We start from the raw sequence: 20,042 nt of genomic DNA on the forward strand, positions 1-20,042 counted from the left end.
AGGAATCCCGTGATCAGTTCGAGGACAACTTGGTGACGTCGTACTCGAACTTGCCGGTCTTCTTGGCGGCATCGATGCGCTTCTTGTTGCGCTCTTCCATGGACTTGATCGACTCGGATTGCTTGTTGAGCTCCTTCGGGTCGTGCTTCGGATCGTACTTCGTGCCGGCGATCTTCTCGGGGAAGCCGGGCTTGGGCTCCCAGCAATTCCCGGCGGCCTTGCACTTGGTGCCGTCATAGGCGAGTGCCGGGAGCGCGAGCAGCGCGCCCGCACCGAGGGCCAGGGCCGTGATGAATGTCCGCATGGTCGTCTCCTTGATCGATCGCGTGTGGGGTGATCGGATGTTGCGGCTCTGCGCCGTGGTGGCTCACGGATGGCGCCCGTGACTTCCTCGGACGTCACTCCGCCAGCGGCGGACACTGACCCTTGACGTCCTTGGGGAAGGTCTCGCCCTGCTTGTAGGGCGTGTAGTTCTTCTTCTGCGCGTCGTTGAGCCAGACCGCATCCTGGACCGGACCTGTATAGAGGTGCCGGATCCAGGCGATGACTTGAAGCATCTCGTCGGGGGTCAGGTTCTCGTTGTGCGGGCCCATCATGCCGTTGGCGCCGCCGAAGATCGTGGCGAACAGGCCGGTGTCCTCGGTGTTGGCCGGATAGGTCCAGTAATTGTCGTTGAGCCCCGGTCCGAGCTTGCCCTCGGCCAAGTGGCCGTGACAGCCGGAACACGAGGTGGCGAAGAGGGACTCGCCGTTGCGCAGGCAGGACTTGTCGTCGATGTAGGCGTTCTTGCCGGTCTGGAAGAAGTCCTTCACCGCCGGGGTGTCGCGGCCGCCCTCCTTGCCTTCGGCGACGTTGAGCTGCTCGCCCGTGACCGTGTTGCGGAAGACGAAGCCGGTTTGGGGGCCGGCGGCGGGCTGGGCCAGCGCCGCGACGCCGCCCAGCACCGCGGCGAGGCTGAGGCAGATGGCCAGGATGCCGTGGGAATCACGCATGAATTCGACCTGATGACGCCGGACGGCTGACCGGCCGAGCGGGGCTGGACCGGACGCCCGTCGGGGCGCCGGCGAGGGAGCGGATCTCGGGGACGAGCGCGTCGGGCGCCGCGTCAGTTGGTGACGGGGACGAGGGGCACGCCGTCCTGCTTCAGAATCGCCTCGATCTTCGGCTTCGCCTTGACGATGGCCGCATCGAGGGCGGCCTTCAGGGCGGCATCGTCCCGCCGCACGCCCATGGATTGGTCGAAGCTCTGCGGCATCTTCCGGCCGTCGCTGCGGGTGGTGTCGTCGGGCACCAGGGTCATGCGCAGGGGCTGGGCGGAGTCCTTGACGTAGCGGGCGACGTCCGGGCCGAAGGCGACCGCCACGTCGGCCTTGCCGGTGGCGACCTCGCTGACCATCCGGGCCGGATCGATCTGCGTGTAGGTGTTGCGGGCCGCGCGGAAGTTCACCAGCGAGTAGAGGTAGGCCATGTCCTCCTCGTAGCGGCCGATATCCTTCAGCATGACCTCGCCGGGGGTACCGAAGCCAACCACCATGTGGTCGACGGTCTTGAGCCGCGGATCGGACCAGGACTTCACGTCGAGGTCGCGGTCGGCGCGGGTGATGAACACGTAGCCGCTGCGGTAGTACGGCTTGGTCGTGAGCACCCGCTGGTCGTCGCTGTCGAGGCCGACCACCACGTCGCAGAGCTTCTTGTCGAGGCTGTCGCGCACGAGGTAGATCGCCGCCTTGTCCGACCAGACGAACGCGGCCTGGCGCCCCATCGCCTCGGCGACGGCGGCGGCGATGCGGTTCTCCAGCCCGCTGCCGTCCTTGAGCGAGAGCGGCGGCTGGTTGGCGGCGCACACCCGCAGGGTCTTCTCGTCGGGGGCGGATTTTGTATCGCCTTGCGCGAAGGCGCCCCCGCCGAGGGCGAGAAGAACCGCGGCGGACAGGCATGCTGTGGCGAAGGACCATGCTGTAGCGAAGGACCATGCTGTAGCGAAGGACATGGGAGCGTTTCCGTTGTTCTTGTTGGTCGGAATCTTCTGGGACCGAACCGCGGCGCGTCGGGCACTGCCCTCCTCCCCCTATGGGGAGGCATTGGAGGTGGGAGTGGTCGGGTGACCCTCGACGGACGAAGGCCAGCGGAGCCACCCCCACCCGTGACCCCTCCCCACGGGGGGAAGGGGACGCGCTCACGATGCGGGCGCTGCCTTGCCGTGCTGCCTACTTCGCCGCCGCCGTCTGGTACTCGCCGACGTTCGGATCGTCGTAGGGGCCCTTGCCGCCCAGCGAGAACACCATCACGCCGCCGCCCATCTGGGTGTAGTTGGCGAGCTTCTTGAAGGCGCCCACCGCGCCGAGGCCGGCGGTCGGGTCCTGCAGGTCGAAGACCAGGCCGACGCCCGGCCAGCCGCCGACGCCGTAGTAGATCGCCACGTACTGCTCACCCTTGTGGGTGTAGGTGATCGGGTAGCCGATGGCGCCGGAGGGCATCTTGAACTTCCAGAGGAGGTCTCCGGTGTCCGAGTTGCGCGCCTTGATGTAGCCGTCGAGGGTTCCGTAGAACACCAGCCCGCCGGCGGTGGCCGTCGTGCCGCCCCAGACCGCGAAGCGCTCCATCTTCTCCCACTGGAAGGCGCCCGTGATCGCGTTGTAGCTCTTGATCTGGCCGAGGCCCTCGTAGTTCTGCCGGTCGCCCTTCGGACCCGGATACATGTTCAGTGTCGCGCCGACGAAGAACTGACCCGCGCGGTAGGGCAGCATGAAGGGCTCCCAATCCATGCAGATGTGGTTGATGCCCATGAAGAACGCCTTGCGCTCCGGATCGTAGGAATCGTGGCCCTGGTTGTGGTAGCCCATCGCCGAGGGACAGATGTCCTTGCCGAGATGGTCCATCCGGGTGCCGTATTCCGGGTCGCGGACCGGCTGGCCGGTCTTCAGGTCCACGGACTTGAAGACGTTGACGGTGTCGTCGATCTTGTTGGCCGAGACCAGCGAGCCGTCCGTGCGGTCCAGCGTATAGACGATGCCGTTCCGGTCCGGATGGGTCAGGAGCTTGCGGTCCTTGCCGTCCTTGTCCTTCTGGTTCGAGAGCATCATCACGTTGACGCCCGCGTAATCCCACTCGTCGTGCGGGGTCTTCTGGTAGCCGAACTTGGCCTCGCCCGTGTCGACGTCGCGGCCGAAGATCGTCATCGTCCACTTGTTGTCGCCCGGACGCATGGTCTCGTTCCACGGCGCCGGGTTGCCGGTTCCGAAGTAGATCAGGTTGGTGCCGGGATCGTAGGCGTACCAGCCCCAGTTGGTGCCGCCGCCGATCTTCCAGGCATCGCCCTCCCAGGTGGAGGTGCCGAGCCCCTTCTGTCCGTAATGGGCGTTGCGGATGTTGAAGTCGTCGGCCAGCAGCAGGTCCTTGTCCGGGCCGGTGGCGTAGGCGCGCCAGACCTGGGCGCCGGTCTTCACGTCGTAGGCGGTGAGGTAGCCGCGCACGCCGAGTTCGGCGCCGGAGGAGCCGATGATGACCTTGTCCTTGACCACGTAGGGCGCGATCGTCAGCGTCGAGCCGACCTTGATGTCGGAGTTCTCGACCTTCCAGACGGTCTCGCCGGTCTCGGCGTTGAGCGCCATGACGTTGCCGTCGAGGAGCGTCTTGAGGATGAGCGCCGGGGTCTTGCCGTCGCCGGGCCAGTAGGCGAGGCCGCGGTTCACGAGATCGCAGCAGGCCACCGCGCGGGCGGCCGGGTTCTGCTTGGGCTTGTCCTGCCAGAGGATCTTGCCCGGATCGTCGAGGCCCAGCGCGAAGGTGTTGTTGGGGAAGGAGGTGTGGACGTACATCTTCCCGTCCACCACCACCGGGGCGCCCTCGTGGCCGTTGAGCAGGCCGGTGGAGAACGTCCAGGACACCTTCAGGTCCTTCACGTTGCTGGTGTTGATCTGCTTGAGCGGGCTGTAATTGTCCGAGTCGTAGTTCTTGCCGGGCATCACCCAGTTGGCGTCGTCCTTCGCCATCTCGACGAGCTTGTCGTTCGCCGCAGCCATGCTCGGCAGACCCAACGGCGCCAGGGCGCCGAGCGCCATCACCGAGACCGAAGCCAGAAACCTGTTCATCCCAACGTCTCCTACCCTGATGGCCGCGTCCGTCGACCATCCGGTCGGGCGCAGCCTTTGATTTCGCCGGGTCAGCACAAGTCCCTGTATTGATCCCAGGAGCTCGTCGTATTCATAAGAACATCTTGAGATATAGAGCTTCTTATGAATGTTTTATTACTGATCGGCTGGCTATTCATACAAGCATTTGTCTTTCGCGTTGTCTGCGGGATGTTGGCACTTTTTTATCGGGATCAATCGGCAATCGATGCTGTGAAAACCGGAATATAGAGGCCTTTTCTCTGGCAATTCGAGGAATATCAGCCGGGCAATTGACAGGATGTCTCCCGTGGAAGGATGGTGTGCCCGATCGTGCAGCTTGAGAGATGCGGGAAAGTCTTTTGAATATGGTTCGCAATCTTACTGTATTCTTATTCTGTGCTGTCGGTGCGGCGTCGCGCGCGGAGGCGGCACGCCTGACGCTGGACGATCCGGTCGCGAGCTGGTCGCGCACCCCGACCGCGGACCGGGTCGATTTCGCCACCCGGATGGGCAAGGCGTTCTCGAGCCTCTCGCCGCAGCTCGACCGGGACTATTTCGTCCGCTGCCTCGAGGAGACGGCGAATATCGGCAATCCGCGCGACACCAAGCTGGAGCAGGCTGTGAAGATCTGCGTCTCCGTCCACCAGACCGCCGACGAGTAGGCGCTTGGGCCAGGGCAGCGGTGGACGGAAGCGATCGATTCGGGCGCGCGTCCGAGGGGGCGGAGCGCTGGTGGGCCTCGCGCTCGCCGGGGCGGGGCTCGTCGGCCTCGGCTGGAGCGGTGCGGGACGGGCGGAGAGCCCGCAGCGCTGGGCGGCGCTCTATCCGCAGGACGACCGGCGCGAACTGGAGGGGGCGGACTACGCCCGCTATCCCGGCGCCGGCGTCCTCTACTGCCGGGCGGACGGCATTCCCCGGAAGGCGGCCGCCGCCTGGCTGATCGGCAGCCCGCGCCTCGTGGTGCTGAACGCCCACAACTTTCGCAGCCGGCACCTGGAGCCCACGCGCGACATCGCCGACTGCTTCTTCCAGATCGGCGGCCGGAACTACGCCTTCGCCCACGAGACCCTGCGCCTCGGCACCGTGCCGGGGGCGATGTCGCTGCACATCACCGACGATTGGGCGCTGGTCGACCTGGCGGAGCCGGCCGAGGGCGTGCGTCCGCAGCCGCTGCCGGCCTCACCCGATCTGCCGACCGGATCCGTGCCGCTCCCGGTCGTCATGGTCTCCCCCGGCGGCCATGCGAACTATCCCGGCCAGAGCAGCCTCGAAGCCTGCACGATCCACCGGATCGATCCACCGAGCGAGGATGCGATCCGGCGCGTCCGCCACGACTGCAACAACGGCTACGGCGGCTCCGGCTCGGGCCTGTTCGACGCCGAGGGCCGCCTCCTCGCCCTCCACAGCGCCTCGCTGTCCATGAACTCGCGCCGACCCTTCGACATCGAGTACCATTACGGCTCGGCCCTGCTCTTCGAGGGCGGGCTCACGGAGGCCATCCGCGCCCGTCTCGCCGCCGACCCGAGCGTCCGCTGAGCGGCGGACGCTCGGGTCGGCGATCGCGGCGGGGGCATCGACGGCCTGTGGACCCGGGGCCATGCCCGTCTACGAACTTCCGCTTTCAAGGACCGATCGATCTCACGGCTGAGGCGCATTTGGGTCGGGACCCGTCCGTCTGCTCTACGACCGGGTAGGGTGGTTCTCTGCCAGTCCGCTTTTAGGAGGCTACCTTACGGAAGCGGACGCTCGTGCCGCACCCATGGACAGCTGTTTGACCGAAACCGCGTAGTCTATCCATCAAACGAGTCGAGTACGCAGAGGATCTATATCAGAGGTGCGCAAGGGCTTTCAGGGCAGCCGAGGTTCCTGAACCCTCGGAGCCGTGGCCTGGGCCCTCCGGGCTTAGCTTAGGGCGGGCTAATTTACCGAGGAGATCGACCCGGCGCCATGGTCGGTACGGGCCCGGACGTAATGTCGTCCCTTCCTCCTACGCGGGGAAATTGGCCGTGGGGGACGGGCCGATGCAGAGACGTGCTCCCGCTCGACCGTACAGTCGGCGCAAGCGCAGGAGCGGAGTGCTTACTCAGATGTATGACGACGCGAGGGCCGGCGAGCCTTCCAGCGCGTGAGCGAGCACTTCCAGGCCCTGGGTGATCTGCTGCCGGGTGGAGGGGCCGCCGAGGCAGAGGCGTACCGCCTCAGGCGGCGTGGCAGCGACGCAGAACGGGTCGCTGGCGACGACGCCGAGCCCGGCGGAGCGGCCCTGACTGGCGAAGGCCGAGCGGGTCCAGCCTTCCGGCAGCGTGATCCAGACGTGGAAGCCGTGCGGGTCCGCGTTGTAGGTCCCACCGGGAAGCAACGCGGTCGCGATGCGCTGGCGCGCAGCCGATTCCTCACGCACGAACTGCACGATGGCATCCGCCGTCCCGTCCAGGATCCAGCGCGTCGCCAGCGCTGTCGAGATCGGCGAGGCCATGACGGTGGCGGCCCGCAGGGCGCCAGCGAGCGGAAGGGCGGATCGGGCACTCGGGGCGACCAAGAAGGCAAGGCGCAAACCGGCGCCGAGGCATTTGGCGAGGCCGGCCACGTAGTAGGTGATCTCGGGGGCGAGCTCGGCGAAGCTCGGGGGCGGCGCCGGGCAGATGCGCGCGTAGGCGTCATCCTCGATGATGGTGACGGCATACCGGCGCGCGACTGCGATGATGGCCTCGCGCCGAGTTCGGGACAGGGTCGTGGTGGTCGGGTTCTGCAGGAGCGGGTTCAGGTAGATCGCCTTCGGCGCGACCTTGGTGCAGACGGCCGCGAACCCGTCAGGGTCGACGCCGTGCCGGTCCATGGGCAGGTCGACGAGTCGCAGCCCCAGATGCGCCGCCAGCGACCGGATGCCCGGATAGGTGATCCGCTCGGCGCAGATGGCGTCACCGGGGCGGGCTATCTGGCCCAACACGCTGAACAGGGCGCTATGGGCGCCCGGGCAGATAAGCAATCGCTCCCGCGGGGTGTCGATGCCCCGACCTTTCAGCCAGCGCAGGGCCGCTTCCTTGTCCTCGTCCGTCCCGCCAAAGCCCTGGTAGCGCAGCAGGTTGGAGAGGTCGCCGGACAACTCGGAGAACGAGGCCTGCATCCGCGCCTGTAACGCCGGAGCGTCGGGCTCGGGAGGCAGGTTCATCGTGAAGTCGACCGGCCCGATCCGTGAGCCGTCCTTCGAAGGCGTGGCCCGGCCCGGGCGCACGGGATCGATCACGAAGGTGCCCTGGCCGACGCGTCCTTCGATCAGGCCGCGCTTGTGGGCCTCGACATAGCCGCGCGAAACGGTCGTGAAGTTGAGGTCGAGGGCCTCGGCCAGGGCACGCTGGGTCGGGAGCCGCGTGCCGACCGTCAGGCGACCGGTCCGGATGTCGTCCGCCAACGCCTCGGCGATGGCGAGGTAGTGGGGCTTCCCCCAGCGCTTCAGGTCGGGCGTCCACGTCCCGCTCCCGACATCCGAAGGCGTAGGTCGCCCGTCTCGCGCTGCAGAGGTCATCCGTTCTCCAAGCACATCATCAAGATGCGATCAATATCTGATTGTATGGGTAGCAATCTCCGTACCGTATGGGAGGCCCAAACGGCATACAGGGCTAATACATATAATGCCATCAATCCATGCAGTCGGACTAGGCATCGCGTGATGCCCTCTTGTGCATCTGCCGATTCGATTGCCAGCGAATAACAGCCGTCCGAGACCAGTGTACGATGATGATTGAATGCAATATTGTATGCATTAAAATTGGAGCTATTGATGGTTTTATTGATTGGTCCCCGTTGGCACGTCGCTTGCCATTACGGGATGTGACCACCCGAGGCTTCGGCTGACGCGGTCCAACCCATCACGGAGTGAGATCCATGCCCGCAGTGAATCGCGAACCCCACAAGAAGGGCGACTACCTGGTCGATTATGAGGAGAAGGTCTTCGAGGACGTGAAGGCCGAGCCGGGCCAGAAGGCGCTGGTCACCTTCCACACGGTCGCCTTCGAGGGCTCCATCGGCCTCGTGAACCTGCTCCAGGCCACCCGCCTGCAGCGCAAGGGCTTCGAGACCTCGATCCTGCTCTACGGTCCCGGCATCACCCTTGGTGTCCAGCGCGGCTTCCCGCGGCTCGGCGACGAGGCCTTCCCGGGCCACCTGAACTTCAACAACCAGCTTGAGAAGTTCATGGCCGAGGGCGGCAAGGTCTACGCCTGCCGGTTCTCGACCCAGGCCCTCTACGGCCACGGCGAGGCCGCCTTCATCGAGGGCATCCGCATGATCAACCCCCTCGACGTCCTCGACTGCATGCTCCTGCATAAGCGCGACAACGCGGTGATCATCGACACCTGGACCGTCTGACGGGCCCTCGGCCCATCGACCGGGACGTCGCATCCGGCGGCCGCACGCGACGCGGCCGCCGTCACCTCCGGAGGATCATCCATGTCAGAGAACCGGATCGTGCGGGCCGCCGCCGTCCAGATCGCGCCCGATCTCGACCGGCCGGAGGGCACCCTGGAACGGGTGCTGAACGCCATCGACGAGGCCGCTGCCAAGGGCGCGCGGTTCATGGTCTTCCCCGAGACCTTCGTGCCGTACTACCCGTACTTTTCGTTCGTGCTGCCGCCGGCGATGCAGGGGCCGGAGCACCTTCGCCTCTACGAGCGCGCCGTGGCGGTGCCGGGCCCGGTGACGCAGGCCGTGTCCGCCGCCGCGCGCCGCCATGGCGCCGTCATCGTGCTCGGCGTCAACGAGCGCGACCACGGCTCGCTCTACAACGCGCAGCTGATCTTCGACGCCGACGGCACCCTGAAGCTAAAGCGCCGCAAGATCACCCCGACCTACCATGAGCGCATGATCTGGGGTCAAGGCGATGGCGCCGGTCTCACCGTCGTCGACACGGCGGTCGGCCTCGTCGGGGCGCTCGCCTGCTGGGAGCACTACAACCCGCTCGCCCGCTACGCGCTGATGGCCCAACACGAAGAGATCCACGCGGCCCAGTTCCCGGGCTCGCTGGTCGGTCAGATCTTCGCCGACCAGATGGAGGTGACGATCCGTCACCACGCCCTGGAGGCGGCCTGCTTCGTCGTCAACGCAACCGGCTGGCTCACCGACGAGCAGGTGGCCCAGGTCTGCCCGGATGAGCGCCTGCGCGGCGCCTGCCGCGGCGGTAACTGCACCGCCATCGTCTCGCCCGAGGGCAAGCACCTCGCCGAACCGCTCGGCCCGGGCGAGGGCATCCTCATCGCCGACATGGACCTCGCGCTGGTGACCAAGCGCAAGCGGATGATGGACTCGGTCGGCCACTACGCCCGTCCGGAACTCCTCAGCCTTCTCCACGACGACCGCCCGGCCTCGTTCGTGCACCAGCCGATCCGTTCGCAACATCAATCCTGGAGCCTCGACAATGAGCAGTTCCCCGCTTCCGACGAGCCTGCCCACGCTTCCGCCGGGCATGGCGGGCCTGGTCGGGATGCCGACGGAACGCCTGATCAACGCGTTGCAGTCCTACGGCGTTAGGCTCGCCGACAGCCGCGCTGGTGCCCCGAGCCGGCGCGGCGGCGCCGGTCCCTCCGACCATAAGGCGATGACCATCGCAGGCCGCACCGTGATGGTGCCGGTCCACACCGAGACGGCCTTCGACTCGCCCTTCCTGGTGCGCCGCCCGGACCTCGACGGGGTCTCGGTGATCGAGCACGAGGGCACGGTGATCGGCCGGGTGACTTTCCCGGGCAAACCGCGCTTCTACGCGCTCTCGACCTTCGACGGTGTGCCTTACTCGAAAATCGCCGTGCTGCATGGGCGCGACGTCCTCGCCACCACCGTGCTGCAGACCTGCATCCGCTACGCCAGCCGCACGAAGACCTGCCAGTTCTGCTCCATCGGGCAGTCCCTCGCCGCCGGCCGCACCGTATCCCGTAAGACCCCTGAGCAGCTTGCCGAGGTCGCCCGCGCCGCCGTTCTGCTGGACGGCGTCAAGCATATGGTGATGACCACGGGCACCCCGAACGCCACCGACCGGGGCGCCGCCATCCTCTGCGAGAGTGCTTTCGCGGTGAAGGCCGCGGTTGAACTGCCGATCCAGGCGCAATGCGAGCCGCCGGACGACGACCGCTGGTTCGAACGCATGAAGGCGTCGGGCGTCGACGCGCTTGGCATGCACCTGGAAGCGGTGACCCCGGAGGTCCGTGACCGGATCATGCCCGGCAAGGCGAGCGTGCCGCTGGAGCGCTACTACGACGCCTTCGCGGCGGCCGTGCCGGTCTTCGGGCGGGGCCAGGTCTCGACCTACATCCTCGCCGGTCTCGGCGATGCGCCGGAGGCGATCCTCGCCATGGCCGAGCGTCTAGTCGGGATGGGCGTCTACCCCTTCGTCGTGCCCTTCGTACCGATCTCCGGCACCCCGCTGGAGAGCCACCCAGCCCCGTCGCCGGATTTCATGCACGCGATCCTGCAGCCCCTGTCCGAAATGCTGGGTCGGGCGAACCTGCGCTCCACCGACATCAAGGCCGGCTGCGGTCGCTGCGGCGCCTGTTCGGCCCTCTCCACTTACGAGCGTACGGGGGTGGCGGCATGATCCTCGAACCCGTCGCGCCGTACCGCCCAAGCCATTTCCGGGTGAAGTTCGCCACCTCCGCCTGGGAGCGGCGCGCCTGCGCCGCCCTGCGCCGACAGGTGTTCTGCACTGAGCAAGGCATCTTCACGGATGACGACCGTGATGCCATCGACGGGCACGCGATCCCGATCTGCGCCCTCTCCACCCTCGGCGGGGATGCCGATGCCGTCGTCGGCACCGTGCGCATCCATGAGGTGGCGGAACATCCTGGCGAGTGGTGGGGCTCGCGACTGGCCGTTGCCAAAGCCTTCCGCGGCACGGCGGCGCTCGGGGCCGGGCTGATCCAGGTCGCGGTCGCGTCGGCCCATGCACGGGGATGCACGCGCTTCCTGGCGCACGTGCAGGACCGGAACGTGCCGCTGTTCGAGGCCCTGCACTGGGCGAGCCTCGATGCGGTGGAACTCCATGGTCGCCTTCACCACCTGATGCAGGCCGATCTCGCCGCCTACCCGCCGATGCACGACCCCGAGCACGGGCTCGTCACGTTCCGCAGGGTCGCGTGATGACCGCGGCCATCGACCTCAAGACCCTGGCCGGCCAGATCCGGGATGCACGGGGCGTCGCCCACAAGCGCGACATCGATGCCGTCGTCACGCGCCTCGGACTGGGCGCACGGCATGATGCGGTGCCCGTCGGAGACGATTGCGCCGCCATCCCCGATGGGGATGGACACCTGCTCTTCGCCATCGAGGGCTTCATCGACAGCTTCGTCTCGGCCGATCCCTACTTCGCCGGCTATTGCGGGATCATGGTGAACCTCAGCGACGTGGCGGCCATGGGCGGGCGCCCGCTCGCGGTCGTCGACGCCCTGTGGAGCCGGGACGCGGCGGCGGCGGACCTGATCCTGGCCGGCCTGTCTAACGCCGCCGCGCTCTACGGCGTGCCGGTCGTCGGCGGCCACACGAACACGCGTTCGGAAACCGGGAACCTGGCGGTCGCCGTGCTCGGCCGCGCCGGTCCCCGCCTGCTGACGAGCTTCGATGCGGCACCGGGCGACGACCTCGTCGCCGCCATCGACCTGCGCGGTCGCTTCCGCGATCCGCATCCCTACTGGGACGCCTCGACCGGGTCGCCGGGCGAGCGCCTGCGCGGCGACCTCGCCCTGCTGCCAGGGCTCGCCGAGGACGGCCTTTGCCGCGCGGCCAAGGATATCAGCATGGCGGGCGTCGTCGGCACGGCACTGATGCTGCTCGAATGCTCGAAGGTTGGCGCCGTCATCGATATCGACGCGATCCCACGGCCCGACGACGTTCCGATGGTGCGATGGCTCACCGCCTTTCCGAGCTACGGCTACCTTCTCAGCGTCAGCCCCGCCGACACCCCGGTCGTGCTCGACCGTTTCGCCGCGCGGGGCATCACGGCCGCGACCATTGGAACCGTCGATGCGAGCCGGGTCGCGCGTATCTGCGATGCCGGAGGCGAGGAAGCCGTGGTCTGGGATTTCTTCGCCAGCCCGCTAATCGGCTGCGGCCAGGGCGATGCGAAGCTCGAATCATGACCGGTCTGCGCATCGCCCTCTTGACCCATTCGACCAACCCACGCGGCGGCGTCGCCCATTGTCTCGCCCTCGCTGAAGCCTTGTGCGGGCTCGGGCACCAGGCTGTGGTCCACGCCCCCGACCCGTCCGGCCGCGGCTTCTTTCGCGATGCCGCCTGCCCGACGGTCTCCGTCGCCGCCCGCCCCGTTGCAGGCGATACGGTCGAGCTCGTGCGGACGCGCATCAACGACTACCTGACCCACTTCGGATCGCCGGCCGCATGCGACTTCGACGTCTTCCACGCCCACGACGGCATCGGCGGCAACGCGCTCGCGACCCTGAAGCACCGTCGTCTGATTCCAGGGTTCGTTCGCACCGTCCATCATCTCGATGCCTTCGCGGAACCGCAGCTTGCCGATTGGCAGGATCGCTCGATCCAGGAGGCTCGACGCCTCCTCTGCGTCAGCCATGGCTGGACCGAGCGCGTCCGGTCGGACTTCGGTGCGCTGCCGGAGGTTGTCGGCAACGGCGTCGATCTGGCGGCCTACCGGTCCACGCCCGACCTGCGGGATGCCGTGGTTCGGGAGCGCTGGGCGTTGGGCGGCGGTCCCATCGTCCTGAGCGTCGGCGGCTTTGAAGCGCGCAAGAACACCCTTGGTGTCATTGAGGCGTTCGCGCGCTTGCGTGAGCGCCATCCCGGGGCCCAGCTCGTCATCGCCGGCGGAGCCTCGCTCCTCGACCACGCCGCCTACCGCGCGCGATGCCAGGCGGCCCTGACCGCCCACGGCCTCGCGGCTGGGGCAAGCGGTCCCGTGATCGAGACCGGTCCGGTTCCGCAGGCGGATATGCCGGCCCTCTACCGTATCGCCGACATGCTGGCGTTTCCTTCGCTGAAGGAAGGGTTCGGCCTGTGCGTACTGGAGGCGATGGCCTGCGGCACCCCGGTCATCGTCTCGCACCGACCGCCCTTCACCGAATACCTCGCGGAGGACGACGCACTGTTCGTCGATCCGGCCGCCCCCGACGACATCGCCCGAGCCATGGCAATCGCACTCGTGCCGGAGACGCACGACCGCCTGAGGCTCGCGGGCTTCGCACGGGCCGCCGCCCATTCCTGGCGGGCCTGCGCCGAGCGCCACCTCGATGCCTACGCGGGCTGCGCCCGCATGCGACAGGAGCCGACCCATGCCTGAGATGCACTTCCACGTCCGCTGGCCCGACGGTCGGCGCGAGGCCTGCTACTCGCCGTCCCTCGTCGTGAAGGACTTCCTCGTGCCGGGCGAGAGCTACGCCGTCGACGAGTTTGTCGAGAAGACCCGTACCGCCCTCAACATCGCGAGCGAGCGCGTACGCGAGAAATACGGCTTCGCCTGCTCGTCCGCCCTGGATCAGCTCGCCCGGATCGAGGCCGCCGCGAAGCTTCAGCCCTCCGATGGCCGGGTCATTGTCGAGACCTTCGAGCCCTGAGTCGGCCCCCTTTTTCAGCAACCTCACGGAGTGAGAGCCATGACGTCCACACCCCGTCACGTTCCCGTTGCCGTCGTCGGCGGCGGCCAGGCCGGACTCTCGGTCAGCTATCACCTCAAGCAGCGCGGAATCGAGCACCTCGTCTTCGAAAAGAACACGGCGGCCCACACCTGGTCGTCGCAGCGCTGGGACACGTTCTGCCTCGTCACGCCGAACTGGCAGTGCGACCTGCCAGGCCATCCCTACGATGGGCCGGAGCCGGACGGATTCATGCGAAAGGACGAGATCGTCGCGTATCTCAAGGCCTTCGTCGCCAAGGTGAACCCGCCGATACGCGAGGGCGTCTCGGTCACCCGCGTCGAGCGGCGGGAAGACGGGATCTTCTCGGTCCAGACCTCGGAGGGCGACTACACCGCCGACGAGATCGTCGTGGCCTCGGGCGGCTACCACACGCCTATCATCCCGCGCATGGCCGAGAAGCTGCCGGGCTCCATCACGCAGATCCACTCGAACCAGTACCGCAACGCCGCCCAGTTGCCCGAGGGCGAGGTGCTTGTCGTCGGTTCGGGTCAGTCCGGTGCGCAGATCGCCGAGGATCTGCATCTGGCCGGTCGCAAGGTGCATCTCGCGGTCGGCGACGCGCCCCGCTGCGCCCGGTTCTACCGGGGCCGCGACGTCGTCACCTGGCTTGCCGACATGGGCTACTACGAGATGACCGTCGACAACCATCCGCTGCGCGACGGCGTCCGCGACAACACCAACCACTACGTCACCGGCCGTGATGGCGGCCGCGACATCGACCTGCGCCGCTTCGCCACCGAGGGCATGACGCTCTACGGCCTGATGGAGGACTACCGGGACGGCAGCCTGCGCTTCCGCGACGACCTCAAGCGTTCGCTCGACAGCGCCGACCGGACCTACAACGGCATCAACGCGGCTATCGACAAGTACATTGCAGAGAAGGGCATTGAGGCCCCGGAGCAGGAACACTACGCGCCGGTCTGGGAGCCGGGCGAGCCGATCACCAGCCTCGCCCTTGAAGGGTCCGGCATCACGTCGGTGGTCTGGTGCATCGGCTTCTCGCCGGACTTCCGCTGGCTCGACGCCTCCGTGTTCAACGGTTCGGGCAGCCCGAAGCACAGGCGCGGCGTCACGAACGAGGAGGGGATCTACTTCATCGGATTGCCCTGGCTGAACACCTGGGGGTCCGGGCGTTTCGGCGCGGTTGGCCGCGATGCCGAACACGTCGTCCAGGCGATCCAGCAGCGCCTCGGCACCGAGCGGTTCGCCCTGAAGTTCGCAGTCTGAGGCTGTCCTTTACGGTAACCTGGATGGTACTGGGGGGCATCTCCGGTGCAACCGCTCACGTCTCGTTCCCTCGAAGCCCAAGGGATCAATCGGACGATTTAGTGCCTGTGCCATCCATGCAACAAGACATCATTCCAAGCATCGACGAAGCAAAATCTCGTGGACTCTAAATACTGATCACGTAAAATATAATCATTGTTGGATTTGCATACAAATTATGTGCAGATCCAATCAATCAAAATCAAGATTCAACGAGAACTTCGATATGCCGCCGACGCCCATGCTTCCTGGCGGACGGGTGCGGCTGCCCAATGCAGATCCGAAAGGGGATTGATGATGTTGAAGAAGTTCGCGGCCGCGGCAGGGACGTTCGCCGCAATAACCCTGGGCGCGACCGCCTCGTTCGCGCAATCCACCACTATCCCCGGCGAGCAGGTCGGCCTCGCCGTCGGCGCGCCGCTCCCCGAGGGCATCTACGCCATCGACACCTTCATCTACCGCCGGAACGACACCCGGTTCTCGACGGATACCGCAATCAACGTGCCGGTCCTGGTCTGGTCGACGGGCTTCAAGCTGTTCGGTGCCAACGTCCAGCCTTTGCTCGCCCAGCCCACGGTGTTCGGGTTCCCGAACAATCCAGGCGGCCTGCCGAACCGCGACTTCTCGGTCAACGTCGGAACCCTAGTCGGATCGATCTTCGCCTGGGACCTCGGCAACAACTTCGGCGTCAGCTACTTGGCGGCGGTCCATCTGAACGATCTCGATGCCGGTCGTGGCCTGACGCAGTTCTCGTCGAACACCTACCGCCAGGGCTTCGCCGCGAGTTACACGGGCGATGGCTGGAACCTCACCGCCAACCTCACCCATAACTTCTACGACTCCCCCGGTCGGTTCGAGGGGGCCGTCGGCCGGGCGATTGGTCCACTTTACCTTGCCGACGCACTCCTGCTCGACCTCACGGCCACCAAGAAGTTCGGCAAGTTCGAGGTCGGTGCGGTTGCCTACGGGGTGACGGACCTGCCGCTCGGCGGCGGCGACTTCGCGCGGGCCTCCGCGCAAGGCTACACCCGAGCCGGGCGCTTCGCGGTCGGCGGCCTGATCGGCTATGATTTCGGGCCGTTCACGGCGCAGCTGATGGTCGCCCGCGACGTCGCGGTCCGGACCCGCGGCACCGAATCCACTGACGGCTTCATTCGTCTCATCGCCCCGCTATACAGCGCGCCGAAAGCTGCCGAGCCCATGCCGGTCAATCTCGTCCGCAAGTATTGATCCCGGAATTCGCGGCCCGGATCGCCCACGCGTGAGGTTGACCTGACCGGCTGGCTTTGGACCGGGCTGATTGAGAGGATCAGCCAGGACTGAAGGAGCTGGACATGAAGCGAGGTCAGAAGACGGGTGCTGAGCAGGTGGTGCTGAAGCTGCGCCAGATTGAGGTGCAGACGGCTCAGGGTAAGAGTTTGGCGATAGCGTGCCGGGAGGCGGAGATCTCCGAGCAGAGTTATTACCGCTGGCGCAAGGAGTACGGCGGCCTGCAGATCGACCAAGCCCGTCGGATGAAGGATCTGGAGCGCGAGAACGCTCGATTGCGCCGGCTCGTGGCTGACTTGTCCCTGGAGAAGCAGGTGCTGGCGGACGTCGCCGCGGGAAACTTATAGCCCCGGAGCGACGCCGGCAGGCAGTCGACGGCATTCGTGAGAAGTATGGTCTCTCAGAACGCCATGCCTGCCGGATCGTTGGCCAGCACCGGGGCACGCAACGCTACGTGCCCACCGTGCCAGCTGACGAGGATACGCTGACCCGCGCCATCATCGCCCTGGCGTCTGAGTACGGACGCTACGGCTACCGCCGCGTCACCGCGCTGCTGCAGGCAGCTGGGTGGCAGGTGGGCAAGGACCGGGTTCAGCGGATCTGGCGTCGTGAGGGGCTCAAGGTCCCGCAAAAGCATCGACCACGCAGCCGGCTGTGGTTGAACGATGGCTCCTGCGTACGGCTGCGGCCTCTCTATCGCAATCACGTCTGGAGCTTCGACTTTGTGCAGGGCCAGACCCATGACGGGCGAAGCCTGCGTATCCTGACGCTGATCGACGAGCACAGTCGCACCTGCCTGGCTCTAAAGGTCGCGAGGCGCATCAACAGTCTGGGTGTGATCGAGGCGCTGGCCGATGCGATGTGCCTGCATGGCATCCCCGACAACATCCGCTGCGACAACGGCCCAGAAATGATCTCGAAGACTTTGCGGCAATGGGTCGCCAAAACCGGCCCGCAGATCCAGTACATTGCACCAGGATCGCCGTGGGAGAATGGCTATTGTGAGAGCTTTAATGGCAAGCTGAAGGACGAGTGCCTGCGCCAAGAGATCTTCTACTCTCTCAAGGAGGCACAGACCGTAATTGGGATCTGGCAGAATACCTACAACCGCGTTCGACCGCATTCGTCCTTGAGCTACCGGCCGCCCGCGCCTGTCACATTCCCGGATCTGGCCTTCCGGCTACCCATGGCCGCCACCATGCAGTAGCCTCTCAATCGGCTCGGTCCAAAATACCGGTCAGGTCAATTCAGAGCACGACCCAGCCTTCAAGAGCCGCCGACCGTGGAACGCAGGACGGAAGCTCGGCGCCAAACGCGCGCTCAAACCACAACAGGTTTGGGCCATCCGTTTCTGGCTCGACGGAGAGCGGCGTGTACGCGACCGCGCCATGTTCGACCTCGCTATCGACAGCAAGTTGCGCGGTTGTGACATCGTCAAACTGAAGATCGGCGAGATTGTCAGCGGCGGGCATGTACGGGCGCGCGTCATTGTCGTTCAGCGAAAGACTGGGTCGCCCGTGCAATTCGAACTGCTCGAACCAGCACGTACCAGCATTCTGACTTGGCTGAGGTGCCGAGGGGGCGGGCTTGACGATTACGCCTTTCCCAGCCGGATCGACCACGAGGCGCACATAAGCACCCGGCAGTACGCTCGTCTGGTAGATGAATGGGTGACGGGCATAGGACTACGGCGCGAGGACTACGGCACACATTCTCTACGCCGTACAAAGGCAGCATTGATCTACAAGCGAACCGGCAACTTACGCGCTGTGCAGATTCTGCTCGGGCATACGAAGATCGAGAGCACGGTACGCTACCTTGGCGTGGACGTTGAAGACGCGCTCGCTCTGGCGGAAGCGACCGAAATCTGAAGCCCGGCCTCCTCAACGGCAATGTTGAGGAGGCCATGCAGGCTCCAAGAATGCAGCGCACCTGAAGCAGTCGTTTACCCCGACATGATGCCGTCCCAGATATAGGCGTTCTCGAACCAACCCAGCCTTTCCGCCCCAGGTGGATTGCGGTCTGTCCGCTGATTGGCGGCAGATCGACAAAGCAGTCATCCAGCATTGCCGATCTGCCCCGGGATGAAGAACCCCGGCGGAGACCAGCCAGGCCCACGTAATTATGAGGAAAGGCATCGCCGAGGAGGGTTCGGACCATCTCCTCGGCTACAATTCCGACTTGATCGATGCAACGAGGTCCATGTCGCCATCCGTAATCCCTAGCGTCGTCGTTCCATGACCAAGCGCTTCAACTTCGAGGACCAGAATGCGCAGCACAGCCTCCACGAGAAAGCTCGGCATGTCTCACCGTTCGGCCTGTGCGCTGGCCCTCCTGTGGGGGATCTCGGCCACACCCGTGGTGGCGGTCACGCCGGTGACACCGGTGGGCGTCGAGAGCTGCGACGCCTTCCTGGAAGCCTATGCCCAATGCGCGGCCAGCCCCGGCGTACCGGAAGCCGCTCGCCCCGGCATCCGCCAGGGCATCAATACGATGCGCGAGAGCTTCCGCGACTCGGTCCTGCGCAACGAGGCGGCGCGTCCGACCGTGGCCTATCAGTGCGCCCAGGCTCATGAGGCCGTGCGCAAAAGCTTGGTCGACGCATTCAAATGCGGTTTTCCCGCCGCACCCGCGGCCTCACAGGCCCTGTTGCAGAGCCCGCCGCCACCGCCGGGCTCGGCTCGGGCGACCGCCCGCCCGGCGCCGACGCCCGAGGCTCAGGCGCTGGCAAAGGCCAATGCTTACACCGAGGCCCAGAACCACCTCGTCCGGTCGCATCCCCTGGAGCAGCAGTTGGCCGACTACCGGCGCGACAACGAGCGGGTGCTCAAGCTCGGAACGAAGTTCGGCGCCAACGCCTGGTACCACTTCGGCATCGTGGATTTCGATGGGGTTATCGACGAGTTGGAGAAGGCCGTTGCCTTGCCGGGCGTCGTGCCAGAGGTGGATGCTCAAGCCTCCCGGCTGCTGGCAGCCCTGCGTGAGGTCAATCCCATCCTGAAGGCGCTCACGCGCTATCAGACCACACGCGAGTTCAAAGAGGATGGCTTCAAGTTCGCCCGCGAGCAGCACGCGATCCTCGTTCCCAGAGTCGACGCGGCCGCCAAGGCGATGGACGCGTATGGCACGGCCCTGTTCGAGCGCGAGATCGCCCGGGATGAGCTCCGCCTGGCGGCGCTGCCGGAGGATGCGCCGGCACGGCGCCTCCTCTCCACCAGCCTCACCCTGCGCCGCGCAGTCCGGCGGTTCGAGGCACTGGGACCGAAGGCGGATGTCGCTCCCTTCCTGGCCGCACTCGGCGAGGTCTCAAACGCCAACCGCCACCTCGGCACGGTTCTCGACGGCATGAGCCCGAAGGCGAACTCATCCTGCACCGGCTACACCGATACGGTTGCAAGCGTGATTGGGCATGGCCGGGACGTCGCCCGGGACATTCGCGCCAAGAGTGATCCGAGCCAACCGGCGCAACGCTTCAACGAGACCTACAACCGCTCGGTACGCGATCTAGAATCTTGCCATAAGAATGAGAGTCGGGTGCGTCCAGGCTGAGGTCAGCCGAAGATCGCTGAAGACAGGACTGATGTCTCCTTCGAGGTAAACGCTCGTCCTTACGCCTCCGTAAGTCTGCGGGGAGACGAGCAGGTTGACGTCAAGGAGCGTACGTTCCACGGGTAGCACCGGCGTCTCTTAATGAGGACGGACGGAGAGCGGTCGCTAAACCTTTGCGCGGGATCGCGATCGCGTCGTCCGC

General features: G+C 66.1%; 19 protein-coding genes. 14 read left to right on the plus strand and 5 right to left on the minus strand.

The features are described 5' to 3' along the window. Positions 1-13 precede the first annotated feature (13 nt). The 4 genes from AC0IY1_RS15690 to AC0IY1_RS15705 form a co-directional block, all read right to left on the minus strand. Complete coding sequence (locus AC0IY1_RS15690) at positions 14-304, minus strand: methanol dehydrogenase (protein ID WP_471770712.1); 291 nt, start codon at positions 302-304, stop codon at positions 14-16. 94 nt (positions 305-398) lie between these two features. Beyond that, positions 399-992 (minus strand): cytochrome c(L), periplasmic, encoded by a 594-nt coding sequence (moxG, locus tag AC0IY1_RS15695; RefSeq protein WP_463771560.1) that lies wholly within the window; start codon positions 990-992, stop codon positions 399-401. Positions 993-1,105: 113 nt separating this feature from the next. Then, a complete protein-coding gene (gene moxJ / locus AC0IY1_RS15700) occupies positions 1,106-1,990 on the minus strand; it encodes a methanol oxidation system protein MoxJ (RefSeq protein WP_471770714.1) in 885 nt (294 codons plus the stop codon). 217 nt (positions 1,991-2,207) lie between these two features. After that, the gene (locus AC0IY1_RS15705; RefSeq protein WP_055954725.1) at positions 2,208-4,091 is read right to left on the minus strand and encodes a methanol/ethanol family PQQ-dependent dehydrogenase; all 1,884 of its coding nucleotides are present in this window, start codon (positions 4,089-4,091) and stop codon (positions 2,208-2,210) included. A 386-nt stretch (positions 4,092-4,477) separates the two neighbouring features. Between AC0IY1_RS15705 and AC0IY1_RS15710 the strand changes: the two genes are divergently transcribed. Together AC0IY1_RS15710 and AC0IY1_RS15715 are read left to right on the plus strand one after the other, a co-directional pair. Further along, positions 4,478-4,774, plus strand: a complete 297-nt coding sequence (locus tag AC0IY1_RS15710; RefSeq protein ID WP_471770716.1) for a hypothetical protein — start codon at positions 4,478-4,480, stop codon at positions 4,772-4,774. A gap of 70 nt (positions 4,775-4,844) precedes the next feature. Further along, on the plus strand, positions 4,845-5,648 hold the full coding sequence (locus tag AC0IY1_RS15715) for a trypsin-like peptidase domain-containing protein (protein WP_471770718.1): 804 nt from the start codon (positions 4,845-4,847) through the stop codon (positions 5,646-5,648). Between the two features lie 547 nt (positions 5,649-6,195). Here AC0IY1_RS15715 and AC0IY1_RS15720 read toward each other — a convergent pair. Next, positions 6,196-7,635: an aminotransferase-like domain-containing protein gene (locus AC0IY1_RS15720; protein WP_471770721.1), complete on the minus strand. Its 1,440-nt coding sequence runs from the start codon at positions 7,633-7,635 to the stop codon at positions 6,196-6,198. 359 nt (positions 7,636-7,994) lie between these two features. Here AC0IY1_RS15720 and AC0IY1_RS15725 point away from each other — a divergent pair, with 359 nt between their 5' ends. The 12 genes from AC0IY1_RS15725 (at position 7,995) to AC0IY1_RS15780 (ending at position 19,840) form a co-directional block, all read left to right on the plus strand. Further along, a complete protein-coding gene (locus AC0IY1_RS15725; RefSeq protein ID WP_056382815.1) occupies positions 7,995-8,477 on the plus strand; it encodes an MSMEG_0572/Sll0783 family nitrogen starvation response protein in 483 nt (160 codons plus the stop codon). Positions 8,478-8,558: 81 nt separating this feature from the next. Continuing rightward, positions 8,559-9,635, plus strand: coding sequence for a Nit6803 family nitrilase (locus tag AC0IY1_RS15730; protein WP_471770722.1), 1,077 nt, complete (start codon positions 8,559-8,561; stop codon positions 9,633-9,635). Then, positions 9,589-10,692: an MSMEG_0568 family radical SAM protein gene (locus AC0IY1_RS15735; RefSeq protein ID WP_108040679.1), complete on the plus strand. Its 1,104-nt coding sequence runs from the start codon at positions 9,589-9,591 to the stop codon at positions 10,690-10,692. Before AC0IY1_RS15730 ends, AC0IY1_RS15735 begins: the two co-directional genes overlap by 47 nt. Continuing rightward, positions 10,689-11,234: an MSMEG_0567/Sll0786 family nitrogen starvation N-acetyltransferase gene (locus AC0IY1_RS15740; RefSeq protein WP_471770724.1), complete on the plus strand. Its 546-nt coding sequence runs from the start codon at positions 10,689-10,691 to the stop codon at positions 11,232-11,234. Before AC0IY1_RS15735 ends, AC0IY1_RS15740 begins: the two co-directional genes overlap by 4 nt. Then, complete coding sequence (locus AC0IY1_RS15745) at positions 11,234-12,229, plus strand: sll0787 family AIR synthase-like protein (RefSeq protein WP_471770726.1); 996 nt, start codon at positions 11,234-11,236, stop codon at positions 12,227-12,229. The genes AC0IY1_RS15740 and AC0IY1_RS15745 overlap by 1 nt, the downstream gene beginning before the upstream one ends. Then, positions 12,226-13,401 carry an MSMEG_0565 family glycosyltransferase gene (locus tag AC0IY1_RS15750; protein WP_471770728.1) on the plus strand — a complete coding sequence of 392 codons (1,176 nt, stop codon included), beginning with the start codon at positions 12,226-12,228 and terminating at the stop codon, positions 13,399-13,401. The genes AC0IY1_RS15745 and AC0IY1_RS15750 overlap by 4 nt, the downstream gene beginning before the upstream one ends. Beyond that, positions 13,394-13,675 (plus strand): MSMEG_0570 family nitrogen starvation response protein, encoded by a 282-nt coding sequence (locus AC0IY1_RS15755; protein ID WP_471770730.1) that lies wholly within the window; start codon positions 13,394-13,396, stop codon positions 13,673-13,675. Before AC0IY1_RS15750 ends, AC0IY1_RS15755 begins: the two co-directional genes overlap by 8 nt. 39 nt (positions 13,676-13,714) lie before the next feature. Beyond that, the gene (locus AC0IY1_RS15760) at positions 13,715-14,983 is read left to right on the plus strand and encodes an MSMEG_0569 family flavin-dependent oxidoreductase (protein ID WP_471770732.1); all 1,269 of its coding nucleotides are present in this window, start codon (positions 13,715-13,717) and stop codon (positions 14,981-14,983) included. Positions 14,984-15,319: 336 nt separating this feature from the next. Then, a complete protein-coding gene (locus AC0IY1_RS15765) occupies positions 15,320-16,252 on the plus strand; it encodes a transporter (protein ID WP_471770762.1) in 933 nt (310 codons plus the stop codon). Positions 16,253-16,356: 104 nt separating this feature from the next. Then, a protein-coding gene (locus AC0IY1_RS15770; protein ID WP_471770734.1) for an IS3 family transposase occupies positions 16,357-17,498 on the plus strand; the annotation gives its coding sequence in 2 pieces (ribosomal slippage) (positions 16,357-16,624 and positions 16,624-17,498; 1,143 coding nt in all). A 7-nt stretch (positions 17,499-17,505) separates the two neighbouring features. Further along, entirely contained in the window at positions 17,506-18,162 is a 657-nt protein-coding gene (locus AC0IY1_RS15775; RefSeq protein ID WP_471770764.1) for a tyrosine-type recombinase/integrase, read from the plus strand. Between the two features lie 397 nt (positions 18,163-18,559). Continuing rightward, a complete protein-coding gene (locus AC0IY1_RS15780; protein WP_156375606.1) occupies positions 18,560-19,840 on the plus strand; it encodes a DUF3829 domain-containing protein in 1,281 nt (426 codons plus the stop codon). Positions 19,841-20,042: the final 202 nt, after the last annotated feature.

It is taken from the genome of Methylobacterium sp. AC690 (genome assembly GCF_979256535.1).

What these genes read in the sequence shown, in the direction of transcription:
- AC0IY1_RS15690 (WP_471770712.1), bottom strand. Translation starts at nt 304, where the DNA reads ATGCGGACATTCATCACGGCCCTGGCCCTCGGTGCGGGCGCGCTGCTC.
- moxG (WP_463771560.1), bottom strand. Translation starts at nt 992, where the DNA reads ATGCGTGATTCCCACGGCATCCTGGCCATCTGCCTCAGCCTCGCCGCG.
- moxJ (WP_471770714.1), bottom strand. Translation starts at nt 1,990, where the DNA reads ATGTCCTTCGCTACAGCATGGTCCTTCGCTACAGCATGGTCCTTCGCC.
- AC0IY1_RS15705 (WP_055954725.1), bottom strand. Translation starts at nt 4,091, where the DNA reads ATGAACAGGTTTCTGGCTTCGGTCTCGGTGATGGCGCTCGGCGCCCTG.
- AC0IY1_RS15710 (WP_471770716.1), top strand. Translation starts at nt 4,478, where the DNA reads ATGGTTCGCAATCTTACTGTATTCTTATTCTGTGCTGTCGGTGCGGCG.
- AC0IY1_RS15720 (WP_471770721.1), bottom strand. Translation starts at nt 7,635, where the DNA reads ATGACCTCTGCAGCGCGAGACGGGCGACCTACGCCTTCGGATGTCGGG.
- AC0IY1_RS15725 (WP_056382815.1), top strand. Translation starts at nt 7,995, where the DNA reads ATGCCCGCAGTGAATCGCGAACCCCACAAGAAGGGCGACTACCTGGTC.
- AC0IY1_RS15730 (WP_471770722.1), top strand. Translation starts at nt 8,559, where the DNA reads ATGTCAGAGAACCGGATCGTGCGGGCCGCCGCCGTCCAGATCGCGCCC.
- AC0IY1_RS15735 (WP_108040679.1), top strand. Translation starts at nt 9,589, where the DNA reads ATGCCGACGGAACGCCTGATCAACGCGTTGCAGTCCTACGGCGTTAGG.
- AC0IY1_RS15740 (WP_471770724.1), top strand. Translation starts at nt 10,689, where the DNA reads ATGATCCTCGAACCCGTCGCGCCGTACCGCCCAAGCCATTTCCGGGTG.
- AC0IY1_RS15745 (WP_471770726.1), top strand. Translation starts at nt 11,234, where the DNA reads ATGACCGCGGCCATCGACCTCAAGACCCTGGCCGGCCAGATCCGGGAT.
- AC0IY1_RS15750 (WP_471770728.1), top strand. Translation starts at nt 12,226, where the DNA reads ATGACCGGTCTGCGCATCGCCCTCTTGACCCATTCGACCAACCCACGC.
- AC0IY1_RS15755 (WP_471770730.1), top strand. Translation starts at nt 13,394, where the DNA reads ATGCCTGAGATGCACTTCCACGTCCGCTGGCCCGACGGTCGGCGCGAG.
- AC0IY1_RS15760 (WP_471770732.1), top strand. Translation starts at nt 13,715, where the DNA reads ATGACGTCCACACCCCGTCACGTTCCCGTTGCCGTCGTCGGCGGCGGC.
- AC0IY1_RS15765 (WP_471770762.1), top strand. Translation starts at nt 15,320, where the DNA reads ATGTTGAAGAAGTTCGCGGCCGCGGCAGGGACGTTCGCCGCAATAACC.
- AC0IY1_RS15780 (WP_156375606.1), top strand. Translation starts at nt 18,560, where the DNA reads ATGCGCAGCACAGCCTCCACGAGAAAGCTCGGCATGTCTCACCGTTCG.